Below are 12489 nucleotides of genomic sequence, written 5' to 3' on the forward strand. Positions count from 1 at the left end.
GGCGGTGTTCTGGAGAAAGTGATTTACACACGTGCAATAAGAAAACTAAGGAAGGTCACCGTGAAAAAACGCAAGTCAGGGTTAACTACCGCCATCCACACCGGCCCGGGCTACCCGCTCAAGGCGCTGAGCTGCGTGCCATACGGCGCGTTGCTGTGTTGCCTGGCAAGCCTGGGAACCGCTCAGGCTGCACCCTATGTGGAAACCGGCAAGCTGGGTGATGCCGCCAGTTGGCGCAGCAACGAGTTCAAGGCCGACTGGGGCTTGGGCGCCGTGCATGCCGACACCGCGTATGCCGCCGGCTACACCGGCAAGGGCGTCAAGTTGGGAATCTTCGACCAGCCGGTGTACGCCCAGCATCCGGAATTCGCCAGCCCCGACAAGGTGGTGACGATTGTCACCGAGGGCATTCGCCAATACACCGACCCGTATATCCCGGTGAAGGCCGGTGATGCGTTCCGCTACGACGGCACGCCGTCCAAGGACTCCAACGGCAAGCTGGGTAACCACGGCACCCACGTCGGCGGCATTGCTGCGGGTAACCGCGATGGCGGGCCGATGCATGGCGTGGCGTTCAATGCGCAAATCCTCACCGCCGAAAACGGTGACCCGGGCCCGGAAGATGGGATTATCCTCGGCAACGATGGCGCGGTGTACAAGGCCGGCTGGGACGGGCTGGTCGCCACCGGCGCACGCATCATCAACAACAGCTGGGGCATCGGCATCGGTGACCAGTACGCCAAGGGCGGTCGCGATCCGGCGTTCCCCAATTTCACCGTGAATGAAGCCCAGGCGCAGTTCAATACGATCCGGCCGATCCTCGGCACGATCGCAGGTGGTGCTTATCAAGGCGCCATCGATGCGGCCCGCAGTGGTGTGCTGACCATCTTTGCCGCCGGTAACGACTACAACCGCAACAACCCGGACGCGATTTCCGGCCTGGCGTATTTTGTGCCGGAGATTGCGCCGAACTGGCTGTCGGTGGCGGCATTGCAGCAGAACCCGGACACCGCCAGCCCTGATCCGTATGTGATCAGCACCTTCTCTTCACGTTGCGGCTATGCGGCGAGTTTTTGCGTGTCGGCACCCGGTACCAAGATCTACAGCTCGATCATCAACGGCACCGACCTGAACAACCTGACCACCGACTGGGCCAACAAAAACGGCACTTCCATGGCCGCCCCCCATGTGGCGGGTGCAGCAGCGGTGCTGATGGAGCGCTTCGAGTACATGAGCGGCGACCAGATCTCCACGGTGCTCAAGACCACGGCCACTGACCTCGGCGCGCCGGGTATCGACTCGCTGTATGGCTGGGGCATGATCAATCTGGGCAAGGCGGTCAACGGCCCGGGGATGTTTATCACCGCCGAGGACATTCCTGCCGAGTTCCGCATTGAGGGCGCCTATGGCAGCGGCCAGTTCGTCGCGGACCTGCCGGGCGTCGGTGCGGTGGTGGACGCGGGCAAACCGACCCAGCGCATTTGCAACGACGTGCACTGCGGGCTGGATGTGTGGAGCAACAACATTTCAGGCCATGGCGGCTTGACCAAGCAGGGCATCGGCACCCTGGTGCTGGCCGGCGCCAACACCTACAGCGGCCCGACCCTGGTCAACCAGGGCTTGCTGGCGGTCAACGGTTCGCTCACCTCCGATGTCATCGTCAGCCAGACCGGCGTAATCGGTGGCTCGGGGCGTATCGGCTCGCTGACGGCAAATAGCGGCGGCGCCGTGGCGCCGGGCAATTCCATTGGCACCCTGAACGTGGCAGGTAATGTCACCTTCAACCCGGGCTCGACCTACGCCGTGGAATTATCGCCTGCCAGCAGCGACCGTATCGTCGCCGGGGGTACCGCCACGCTCAATGGCGGCACCGTAACCCTGGCCCTGGAAAACAGCCCGACACTGTTGAGTGCAACCCAGGCCCAAAGCCTGATCGGCCGTCAGTACAACATCCTGCAAGCGGCGGGCGGTGTCACCGGCAGTTTTGGTGCTGTACTGCCCAACTATCTGTTTGTCGGCGGCACCTTGAATTACGCGGCCAACGGTGTGCAGTTAGACGTGACACGCACCAACAGCTTCGCCAGTGTTGCTGCTACACCGAACCAACGCGCCGTGGCCGCAGCCGCTGAGCAATTGGGTACGGGCAATGGCGTGTATGAAAGCTTGCTGTTGGCACCGACGGCCGCTTCGGCCCAGGGCGCGTTCCAGCAACTGAGCGGTGAAGTCTATCCGGCGCTGCAAACCGCATTGGTCAATGACAGCCGTTATGTACGCGAAGCAGTGGGCGAGCGCCTGCGCAATGGCGAGATGGGCGCAACCAGCCAAGCCATCGACAGCCGTGGCAACGTGTGGGTCAAGGCCCTGGGCGCCTGGGGCAAGACCGACAGCCGCAGCGACACCGCTGGCTATAACACTTCCATCGGCGGGATGCTTGCCGGGGTGGACGGTGCCCTCGACGACGCCACGCGCATCGGCCTGGTCGCGGGTTACAGCGATACCTCGCTGAACATGGGCAGCGACACCCATAGCCGCGCTTCGGTCGACAGCTACCACTTCGGTGCCTATGCCGGGCATGAAATCGGCGCCTGGCGCCTGAGCGGTGGGGCGACCTACAGCTGGCACCGCGCCGATGTGAAGCGCGACCTGCAATACGGTGATGTCGCCGGCAAGCAAAAGACCAAGGTCGATGCGCACAGCACCCAGGTGTTCACCGAAGCGGCGTATCGCATCAACCTGCAACCGCTGGCCCTGGAGCCGTTCGCCAACCTGGCCTACGTGCACCTGGACACGGACAGCTTCAAAGAGAAGGGCGATGCCGCTGCGCTGAAAAGTGGCGACGACAGCCGCGACCTGGTGTTGAGCACCCTGGGTGTGCGCGCCTTGAAGACCTTCAACGTCAACGACCACCAGCAATTGGAAGTCTCCGGCACTCTGGGCTGGCAGCACAACCTGAGCAGCACCGATTCCGAGCAACACCTGGCGTTTGCCTCGGGTGGCCCGTCGTTCGCGGTCGAAAGTGCGCCGATGGTGCGGGATGCCGCACTGGTTGGGGCGCGGGTCAGCCTGGTGTTGAGCAAGGATGCGCGGGTGAACTTCGACTACAACGGCCTGCTGGCCAGCAAAGAGAAGGTGCACGGCGTCGGCTTGAGCCTGGACTGGGCGTTCTAAAGGCCAGGTGTAATTGGTTGTGGCGAGGGAGCAAGCTCCCTCGCCACAGAAGCTCGCTCCTACAGTAGGTAACGGATAACAGGTGTTTTGGCTTTCTCTACAAATCCAACAACAGAGAGGCACTACCAATGGGTATCTTTGACTATAAAAACCTCGGCACCGAGGGCTCCAAAACGTTGTTCGCCGATGCGATGGCGATCACGATGTATTCCTACCACAACCTGGATAACGGCTTTGCCGTGGGTTACCAGAACAACGGCTTGGGCCTTGGCCTGCCGGCCACGCTGGTGAGCGCGCTGATTGGCAGCGGCAACGCCCAAGGCGTGATTCCCGGGATCCCGTGGAACCCGGATTCAGAAAAAGCCGCCCTCGACGCAGTGCAACAGGCCGGTTGGACCCCCATCAGCGCCAGCACCCTGGGCTATACCGGCAAGGTCGATGCCCGTGGCACCTTCTTTGGCGAAAAGACTGCGTACGGCACCGCCCAAGTGGAAGTGCTGGGCAAATACGATGACGCCGGCAAACTGCTGGAAATCGGCATCGGCTTTCGTGGCACCTCGGGGCCACGGGAAAGCCTGATCACCGACTCCATCGGGGATGTGATCAGTGACCTGCTTGCTGCATTCGGCCCCAAGGACTATGCAAAAAACTACGCCGGCGAGGCGTTTGGCAACTTGCTCGGCAACATCGCTGACTATGCCAGCGCCCAGGGCCTGAGCGGCAAGGATGTGGTGGTCAGCGGCCACAGCCTGGGCGGCCTTGCGGTCAACAGCATGGCGGATCTGAGCGGGAGCAAATGGTCAGGGTTCTACACCGATTCCAATTACGTGGCCTATGCGTCGCCCACCCAAAGCGCCGGCGACAAGGTGCTTAACGTCGGCTACGAAAACGACCCGGTATTCCGGGCGCTGGACGGTTCCTCATTCAACCTGTCGTCCCTGGGCGTGCACGACAAACCCCACGAGTCGAGCACCGACAATATTGTCAGCTTCAACGACCACTACGCTTCTGCACTGTGGAACGTGCTGCCGTTTTCCATCCTCAACCTGCCGACCTGGGTCTCGCACTTGCCCACCGGTTATGGCGACGGCATGACGCGCATTCTTGAGTCCGGCTTCTACGAGCAGATGACCCGTGACTCCACAGTGATCGTCGCCAACCTGTCCGATCCGGCACGGGCCAACACCTGGGTGCAGGACTTGAACCGCAATGCCGAGGCGCACAAGGGCAATACCTTTATCATCGGCAGCGACGGCGACGACCTGATCAAGGGCGGCAGGGGCGCGGACTTTATCGAAGGCGGCAAGGGTAATGACACGATCCGCGACAGCAGCGGGCATAACACGTTTTTGTTCAGTGGGCAGTTTGGTAATGATCGAGTGATTGGCTATCAGTCGACAGACAAGCTGGTGTTCAACGATGTGCAGGGCAGTCCCGATTATCGCGATCACACCAAGGTGGTGGGCGGGGATACGGTGATCAGTTTTGGCGCCGATTCGGTGACGTTGGTGGGCGTGAGCAGTCTGTCGGGGGAGGGGATTGTTATCGCTTAAGTTGGAATGCGGTTGAAAACTGTGGGAGGGGGCTTGCCCCCTCCCACAGTTGATCGGTGTTGATTCGAGGATTAGTTTTCCTTGCGCACCGTGGCCACATCATCGGCCTTGATACGAATGCGCTTGCCGGCAATATCGGTGAACTCGTAGAAGCCATCGGCCGTTTTGGCGTTGGGCGTGTCCTTGGTCAAATACTGCGTGCCATTTTGCAATGTCACCACGGTTTGCGTGGAGCAACCGGCCAATACCAGAAAAGTGAGTGCAACCAGCGGCAGACCCAAATTCTTCATGTTCATAACCCTTACCTTTAACCCTGAAAAGTCCCGCAGCGTCTGGCTGTGGGCTATAAATGTTACGCGATCAACTCCCTCATCTGATCGTTTTTTTGCAAAAAGTTGCAGGCGCCATTTATCTATTACCGATTGCAACAACGGCTTTGCATCGGCACTCTGTATGCATAACCAGTATTTGACTCCATTGCGCCATGGCCAACCCCCTCGAAGACCCCTTGTATTACCTGCATAACTTCCGCCAGGTCCTGGCCTGGCTGGGGCAACGCTATGCCGATCTGCTCGATGCGGACGAACAGCATTTCATTCAGCAATTTGACAGGTTGCCCCAGGCGTCCCAGGCGTTATTGGTGCGCATGGTGATGCGCAAGGGTGTGCACTTTCGCGGCGCCAAGCTTAATTATGTGGAAATCGGCTGCCCCCATGCGGCAGCGGGCCCATTACGAGAACTGGGATGGGTGGATGACCAAAGCCCGCTGCCGTTTGCCACCTTGTTCGCCTTGCTGCAAAAGGGCGAAATCCTCGGCGCGTTCAGGCCCTGGATCGATCAGCCCAACGGCAACAAGGCCACCTGGCTCGAACCGCTGGCGGCGCAGTTCAGCGAGCCGCGCAGTTTTGCTCAATGGTGCCCGGGCTTGGATGATGTGCTCTATAGCCTTACGGTCATGGCGTTGTGTGATCGCCTGCGCTTGATGTTCTTTGGCAACCTGCACCAGGACTGGTCCGAGTTCGTGCTGGCAGACCTGGGCATCTACACCTATGAAAAAGTCGAGATTTGCGCCGAGTCCCGCGGGTTACGCACGCGTGACGACGTGGTGGGGTTCCTGTTCCTGCACCAGTGCCAGCAAGCGTTTGAAGCCGGTGAGGCATTAGACACGCTGCTGGTGCAGATCGCCGGCCTGTGCACCGACAACCCCTGGCTGGAAAAACGCCGCGCCAAGCTGTTGTTCCAGATCGGCCAGTATTGCGAGCGCTGCGCCGAGCTTGCGCTGGCTGAACAGATCTACCTTGCCTGCGCCTATCCCGGTGCACGTGCGCGGTTGATCCGGGTCGTTGAGCGCCAAGAGGATTACGCCCGAGCGCTGGCCCTGGCCACTGCAGCCCAGCAGGCCCCGGAAAGCGCCGCTGAACAACAGCACTTGCTGCGTGTATTGCCGCGCCTGCGCCGCAAACTCGGCGAACCGGCGTTGCCCAAGGCCAAGCCGCAAGCGGTTGCACGCCTTGACCTGGCACTCGCCCAGGCGCCGCTGATGTCGGTGGAATACTGCGTCCAGGCGCACCTGAACGAGCCCGAGGCACCGGTGCATTACGTCGAGAATGGGTTGATCAACTCACTGTTCGGCCTGTTGTGCTGGGAAGCGATTTTCGCGCCGCTGCCGGGCGCGTTCTTCCATCCGTTCCAGCGTGGGCCGGCGGACCTGCACAGCGAAGACTTCCATCAACGCCGCGAGGCGTTGTTTGCTGCGTGTTTCGAGCAACTGGGGGATGAGCGCTACAAGGCCACCATCCGCCAACGTTTTCTGGACAAATGGGGTATCCAATCACCTTTCGTGTTCTGGAACCTGCTCAGCGAAGAGCTGTTGGAGCAAGCCCTGGCCTGCCTGCCCGCCGAGCACCTGCGCCATTGGTTCACACGCCTGCTGCTGGATATCCGCGCCAACCGCACCGGGATGCCGGACCTGATCCAGTTCTGGCCTGCACAAAAAACCTACCGCATGATCGAGGTCAAGGGCCCGGGCGATCGCCTGCAAGACAACCAACTGCGCTGGCTGCAATTTTGCGGTGAATACCAGATGCCGGTCACCGTCTGTTACGTGCGCTGGGTGGAGCAACCCGCTTGAATTACAGCGTGGCCGTACGGGCGCTGTGTGAGTTCACGGCCAAGGTCGGCGACCTTGACCTGCGCTTTACCCCGTCGCCCAGCGCCCAGGAAGGTATCGTCGGCCACCGTACGGTGGCGTCCCGGCGCAGCGCGCACTACCAGAATGAAGTCGCCCTGGAGGGGCAATACCAGCAGCTCAACGTGCGGGGCAGGGCGGACGGCTACGACCCCGACGCCAACCGCCTTGAAGAAGTCAAAACCTACCGCGGCGACCTCTCTGCCCAGCCCGCCAACCATCGGCAACTGCACTGGGCCCAGGTCAAGGTGTATGGCTGGCTGATGTGCCAGAAGCTCGGCCTCGGCGAAATCGACCTGGCGCTGGTGTACTTCGATATCGTTGGCGAAGGCGAGACGCTGCTGAACCAACGTTTCGACGCGGCGCAGCTTGAGCACTTTTTCAATCAGCAGTGTGCGTTGTTCCTCGACTGGGCCCAATTGGAAATGCAGCACCGCGATAAGCGCAACAAGGCCGCCCAAGCCCTGGCATTTCCCCATGCCGATTTTCGTCACGGGCAGCGTACGTTGGCCGAGTCGGTCTACAAGGCGGTCAGCACCGGCCGTTGCCTGATGGCCCAGGCGCCCACGGGCATCGGCAAGACCGTCGGTACCCTCTTCCCGATGCTCAAGGCGCTGGCGCCGCAGCAGCTGGACAAGGTGTTCTTCCTTACCGCCAAAACGCCGGGGCGCAAGCTCGCCCTGGATGCCGCCCAGGTGCTGTACGACAGCAGTCCGGATCTGCCGCTGCGTGTACTTGAGCTGGTTGCACGGGACAAGGCGTGCGAACACCTGGATAAAGCCTGCCATGGTGATTCCTGCCCACTGGCCAAGGGTTTTTACGACCGCTTGCCCGCCGCCCGCCAGGCCGCGTCCAGGGTTCGCCTGCTCGATCAGCGCAGCCTGCGCAGTGTGGCGCTGGCCCATGACGTGTGCCCGTATTACCTCAGCCAGGAAATGGCGCGCTGGGCCGACCTGGTGGTCGCCGACTACAACTATTTTTTCGACTTCGGCGCCCTGTTATTCGGCCTGGCACAGTTGAACCAATGGCGTGTTGCGACGCTGGTCGACGAGGCCCATAACCTGGTGGAACGCGCCCGTTCGATGTACAGCGCCAGCCTCGACCAATACAGCCTCAAGACCTTGCGCGAGACCGCGCCCGAGCCGCTGAACAAACCCTTGCAGCGCCTGAACCGCGAGTGGAACGCGTTGCACAAGGAACAAGTCGCGCCGTATCAGGCCTATGCCACCCGGCCCGACAAACTGCTACAGGCCCTGAGCCTGTGCACCAGCGCCATGGGCGACTACTTCAACGATCACCCCGAGTCCCTCAATGGCGACCTGCAAGCCTTCTACTTTGAAGCACTGCAATTTTCCAAGGTGGCCGAGCTGTTCAACGAACACTTCATCTTCGACATCAGCAAGCGCCAGTTCAGTAGCAAGCACAGTAGCTCGACCCTGTGCCTGCGTAATGTGGTGCCGGCCGAATTCATCCGCCCCCGATTAACGGCGGCCCGCAGCAGCGTGCTGTTTTCCGCGACCCTGAGCCCACGCCACTATTACGCCGATTTACTCGGGTTGCCGGCGGATACTGCCTGGGTCGATGTAGAGTCGCCGTTCAAGGCCGAGCAATTGCAGGTCAGCATCGTTGAGCGCATCTCTACACGCTTTGTGCACCGCCAGGCGTCGCTGGAACCTATTGTGGAATTGATCGCCCGGCAATTTGCCGAGCAGCCGGGCAACTACCTGGCGTTTTTCTCCAGCTTCGATTACCTGCAGCAAGTGGCGCAGTTACTCGCCGAGCGACACCCGCAGATTACACTGTGGCTGCAGTCACGCGGCATGGCCGAGGCCGAGCGCCAGGCGTTCCTGGACCAGTTCACCCAGCACAGCCAAGGCATCGGTTTTGCCGTATTGGGCGGCGCGTTTGGCGAAGGTATCGACCTGCCGGGGGCGCGTTTGATTGGCGCTTTCATTGCCACCTTGGGCTTGCCGCAACTCAACCCGGTGAATGAACAGATCAAGGCACGCATGGGCGAGGTTTTCGGCGCGGGGTATGACTACACCTACCTGTATCCCGGCATCCAGAAGGTGGTGCAAGCGGCGGGGAGGGTAATCCGCAGCCAGCACGACCGCGGCGTGGTAATGCTGATCGATGACCGCTTTGGCGAGGCACGGGTGCGGCAGTTGTTGCCGCGTTGGTGGGCGATCAATGTTTGACAGATTTACGGCGATTCAAATGTGGGAGCGGTGGTGTTGCTTAGATTACTTCCAGGTAAGAACTGTGTATCGCCCGCGCCAACTCGCGCACGGTGTCGATAAAGTCTGTCAACCGGGCGTGCAGCCCATCTTCCAGAATCTCATCGATCCCGGTATACCGCAGCCTTGCTTCGAACTCCGCCGCCAGGCGCTGCGCCGTGCGTCCGTAACTGCCGGGCAAGTCGGCGAGGATATGGCTCAACTCTTCGATGCACGCGTGCAGCGAGCGCGGGACATCGCTGCGTAACAGCAGTAGCTCCGAGACCGAGCGTGCATTCAGGGCGTTGGGGTATAACTCGGTGTACGCCTCGAACGAGGACAGCGCACGCAGCAGGGCGCTCCACTGGTAATAACCGCGAGCCGACAAGTCGCTGACTTCTTCGGACTCTTCACCAAACATCTCATAGCGCGCATCCAGCAGGCGCAAGGTGTTGTCGGCGCGTTCTACAAAGGTGCCCAGGCGAATAAACCGGTAGGCGTCATTGCGCATGATGGTGCCCGAGGTCGCGCCGCGAAACAGGTGCGAGCGTTGCTTGACCCAGTCGCAGAAGTGGCTGATGCCATGCCGCGCCAGGCCGCCGGCGGCGATGCTGCGCATTTCCAGCCAGGTGGCGTTGAGGTTTTCCCACATATCGGCGGTGATGCGCCCGCGCACGGCGTGGGCATTGCCTCGGGCGGCGCGCAGGCAGTTGTAGATGCTGGCCGGGTTTTCTTCGTCCAGGGCGAAGAAGTGCAACATGCGCTCGGCATCCAGGGTCTGGTGACGCTCCAGGTAGCTGTCCAGGGTGCCGCTGCTGAGCAACGACATTGCCAGCTCATCCAGGCCATCGCTGCGCCCGGCCTGGGGCATCAACGACAGTGAATAACTGACTTCCAACATGCGCGCCAGGTTCTCGGCGCGTTCCAGGTAGCGCGACATCCAGTACAGATCAGCAGCGGTTCTACTCAACATACTCAGCCCTCCACCACCCAGGTGTCCTTGGTTCCGCCGCCTTGCGACGAGTTGACGACCAGCGAACCTTCCTTCAGCGCCACGCGGGTCAAGCCGCCCGGCACCAGGCGGGTTTCCTTGCCCGAGAGCACGAAGGGGCGCAGGTCGATATGCCGGGGCGCGATGCCGTTTTCGACAAAGGTCGGGCAGGTGGACAGGCTCAGGGTCGGTTGGGCGATGTAAGCGTGGGGACGCGCCTTGATGCGCTGGCGAAAATCTTCGATCTCGGCTGCGCTGGAGGCGGGGCCCACCAACATGCCGTAGCCGCCGGAACCCTGGGTTTCCTTGACCACCAGTTGCTCCAGGTTGGCCAGCACATGGGACAGTTCATCGGGCTTGCGGCACTGGAAGGTCGGCACGTTTTGCAGCACCGGCTCCTCGTCCAGATAGAAGCGGATCATCGCCGGCACATAGGGGTAGATCGACTTGTCGTCAGCCACCCCGGTGCCGATCGCGTTGGCGAGCACCACATTACCCGCGCAGTAGGCCGCCACCAGGCCGGGTACGCCGAGCATTGACTTGGGGTTGAACGCCTCGGGGTCAAGGAAGGCGTCGTCGATGCGCCGGTAGATCACGTCTACCGCCTTGGGGCCATCGGTGGTGCGCATGAATACCTTGAGGTCGTGCACGAACAAATCGGCGCCTTCGACCAACTCAACGCCCATTTCCCGCGCCAGGAACGCGTGTTCGAAAAAAGCGCTGTTGAAGCGCCCAGGGGTCAATACCACCACATTGGGGTTATCGAGGCGGCTGGCGCTTTTCAAGGTCTTGAGCAGCAGGTTGGGGTAGTGGTCCACCGGTGCAATGCGTTGCTTGGCGAACACTTCCGGGAACAGGCGCATCATCATCTTGCGGTCTTCGAGCATGTAGCTCACGCCGCTGGGGGTACGCAGGTTGTCTTCGAGCACGTAATAGGTGCCGTCGCCGTCGCGTACCAGGTCGACACCGGAGATGTGCGAGTAAATGTCGCGGTGCAGGTCCAGGCCGACCATCGCCTTCTGATAGCCCTCGTTGCCCAGCACCTGTTCTGCCGGAATGATCCCGGCCTTGATAATGCGCTGGTCGTGGTAGATGTCGGCGAGGAACATATTCAGTGCGTTGACCCGCTGGATACAGCCGCGCTCGATCAGGCTCCACTCACTGGCGGGGATGCTGCGGGGGATGATGTCGAAGGGAATCAGGCGTTCGGTGTCTTGCTCGTCTCCATACAGGGTGAAGGTGATCCCGGCGCGATGGAACAGCAAATCGGCTTCACGGCGACGCTGGGCCAGCAGTTCCGGCGGCGTGTTGGCCAGCCAGCGGGAAAAATCCTGATAGTGGGCACGGCATACGCCGTTTGCGTCATTCATTTCATCGAAGAAAGTTCGAGCCATTCCAGTACCTTGTCAGTGCCGAGGATTTCCTGGGTGGCACTGCCGCTTAAAAACGCATGTTCTTATGAGCCCGTGGCTGAGGGTGCCAACAGGCCTGGTCCTTACTTTCTTATGGAGTCGGCTGGGTCGCGGGGTAACGAATGCTCCTGTTTTCGGGTAGATGAATGGATAAAGCAAGGGATGTGCCGGAACGCACACAAGGTGGCGATTAGCTGTGGCGAGCGAGCTTGCACGCGCTGGAGTGCGCAGCGCTCGCGCTTTTGTGGGGGCCGCTGCGCAGCCCAGCGCGAGCAAGCTCGCTCGCCACAGAAGCGGGCTCACCACAAGGGGGCAGAGGGCGCCCTGACTTGGTGCATAAGAAACTTGAACTTCATCCATGCCCGATTCTTCTAATGAGTCCCGTCACTTTGTGGAGCATCGTTGTGCCCCGAATCATCTCCCCAAACACGCCGGAAGCGGCCCTGACCGACCATAGCGAACACAACGCCAAGATCTTCGGCTCGCCCAAGGATCGCCTCGACTTCTACCGGCGCGAGATCCAGTACGAAACCAGCATCTTGGCCAACCGCACCGACGCTTACCTCACTGCGCAATCGTTTCTGGTGATCGCCTTCGTGTCCGGCATGGGCAACCTCAACCCGGAATGGGGCAAGCTGTTCACGCTTGTGGTACCGGTGATCCTCGCCGCGCTGGGTATTCTCAGCTCGCTCAACGCCTGGCCTGGCATACGCGCGGCCTACCAGATCATTGATCACTGGCACTACAAGCAAAGCGAATTGCTGCGCAGCGAGCCGGTGATGGGCCTGGCCTACGATGAATCGCCGCTGTTTTCCGAAATGGAGTCCAGTCACAAGGGCTATCGCAAGTCGTTGCTGTTTTCCATGCGCGCGCCGTGGTTGTTCATGGTGTTCTGGCTGGTGTTGGGCATCTATGCGTTTTATATCCAGGTGGACAATCCACTGCGCTGAGCAATCGGACG

8 protein-coding genes are annotated in these 12489 nt (G+C 60.9%); 5 read left to right on the forward strand and 3 right to left on the reverse strand.

Annotated features, from left to right (window positions below):
* Window positions 1–60 precede the first annotated feature (60 nt).
* Both QMK52_RS20945 and QMK52_RS20950 read left to right on the forward strand, forming a co-directional pair.
* Window positions 61–3168, forward strand: coding sequence for an autotransporter domain-containing protein (locus QMK52_RS20945; protein ID WP_320403348.1), 3108 nt, complete (start codon window positions 61–63; stop codon window positions 3166–3168).
* Window positions 3169–3296: 128 nt separating this feature from the next.
* Window positions 3297–4721 carry a hypothetical protein gene (locus QMK52_RS20950; RefSeq protein ID WP_005788447.1) on the forward strand — a complete coding sequence of 475 codons (1425 nt, stop codon included), beginning with the start codon at window positions 3297–3299 and terminating at the stop codon, window positions 4719–4721.
* 71 nt (window positions 4722–4792) lie between these two features.
* Here QMK52_RS20950 and QMK52_RS20955 read toward each other — a convergent pair whose 3' ends face one another.
* Window positions 4793–5017: a YgdI/YgdR family lipoprotein gene (locus QMK52_RS20955; protein ID WP_005788446.1), complete on the reverse strand. Its 225-nt coding sequence runs from the start codon at window positions 5015–5017 to the stop codon at window positions 4793–4795.
* Window positions 5018–5205: 188 nt separating this feature from the next.
* On the opposite strand from QMK52_RS20955, the gene QMK52_RS20960 reads away from it, so the two are divergent.
* Both QMK52_RS20960 and QMK52_RS20965 read left to right on the forward strand, forming a co-directional pair.
* Window positions 5206–6852: a VRR-NUC domain-containing protein gene (locus QMK52_RS20960; RefSeq protein WP_320403349.1), complete on the forward strand. Its 1647-nt coding sequence runs from the start codon at window positions 5206–5208 to the stop codon at window positions 6850–6852.
* Window positions 6849–9107 (forward strand): ATP-dependent DNA helicase, encoded by a 2259-nt coding sequence (locus tag QMK52_RS20965; RefSeq protein ID WP_320403350.1) that lies wholly within the window; start codon window positions 6849–6851, stop codon window positions 9105–9107. Before QMK52_RS20960 ends, QMK52_RS20965 begins: the two co-directional genes overlap by 4 nt.
* A gap of 40 nt (window positions 9108–9147) precedes the next feature.
* Here QMK52_RS20965 and QMK52_RS20970 read toward each other — a convergent pair whose 3' ends face one another.
* Window positions 9148–10098: an alpha-E domain-containing protein gene (locus QMK52_RS20970; RefSeq protein WP_005788443.1), complete on the reverse strand. Its 951-nt coding sequence runs from the start codon at window positions 10096–10098 to the stop codon at window positions 9148–9150.
* 2 nt (window positions 10099–10100) lie between these two features.
* Window positions 10101–11510: a circularly permuted type 2 ATP-grasp protein gene (locus tag QMK52_RS20975; RefSeq protein WP_005788442.1), complete on the reverse strand. Its 1410-nt coding sequence runs from the start codon at window positions 11508–11510 to the stop codon at window positions 10101–10103.
* Between the two features lie 422 nt (window positions 11511–11932).
* Here QMK52_RS20975 and QMK52_RS20980 point away from each other — a divergent pair, with 422 nt between their 5' ends.
* Window positions 11933–12478: a hypothetical protein gene (locus QMK52_RS20980; protein ID WP_032803895.1), complete on the forward strand. Its 546-nt coding sequence runs from the start codon at window positions 11933–11935 to the stop codon at window positions 12476–12478.
* Window positions 12479–12489: the final 11 nt, after the last annotated feature.

The organism is Pseudomonas sp. P9_2 (genome assembly GCF_034008255.1).
GTDB lineage: Bacteria > Pseudomonadota > Gammaproteobacteria > Pseudomonadales > Pseudomonadaceae > Aquipseudomonas > Aquipseudomonas synxantha_A.